Genomic DNA, 621 nt, shown 5'->3' with positions numbered 1-621 from the left:
ATTTTCCCCGCCTCGAAAACCCCGCCCTACACTATCGGCGTCCCGTCATCGGATACACCGGCAGGCGTGCCGGCGAGGCGGGATCGGCGCGGTGCGTGAGGGTAAGACGCAAAACCTTACGATCCGGGTCCGCGGAAAATGATCTCCCTCCGGTGACGGCGGTATCCCTCGCAAGAGGGTGCCGAGTTGAGCCCGGACGTGCCTGTGAGGCACACATGGTCTCGTCGCGAAGTTGGGCGAGAAGGCAGAGAGATCGGAGTCGCGGATAAAAACCGCCGAACGGGGCGCTGGGAAGCGCCATATTCTACTTACTCAATCGAGGTGATTTCCAGCGCCCCGTCCGAGTGAAGATTGGAGTGGTTGAGACACGGGTGAGAGCCGCGTGGGGATTTGGTGTGTCGTGGATTGGGATGTGGTGATCGAAAGCTTGTGCCGTGGGTTACCCCCCTCTGCCCTGCCGGGCATCTCCCCCACAAGGGGGGAGATCGGCAAGTCGCTTGCTCCCCAATCAAACAATGAAGGTAGAGCGAGCGGCCGCGCCCAGCCAATCTCCCCACCTGTGGGGGAGATGCCCGGCAGGGCAGAGGGGGGTAACACACGGCACAATGCTCAACGTCTGAT

The 621-nt window shown here is 61.8% G+C and carries 1 pseudogene; it reads left to right on the top strand.

The window, feature by feature from the left end:
- Nucleotides 1–436: 436 nt before the first annotated feature.
- Nucleotides 437–621: pseudogene (locus ACCD05_RS31785) on the top strand (riboflavin biosynthesis protein RibD); the annotation flags it as partial.

Source organism: Rhizobium sp. Rhizsp42, from assembly GCF_047304155.1.
In the GTDB taxonomy this organism is placed as follows: Bacteria; Pseudomonadota; Alphaproteobacteria; order Rhizobiales; family Rhizobiaceae; genus Rhizobium.
Note: the sequence above shows the minus strand (reverse complement) of the source record. Positions and strands in the feature narration are given on the sequence as shown.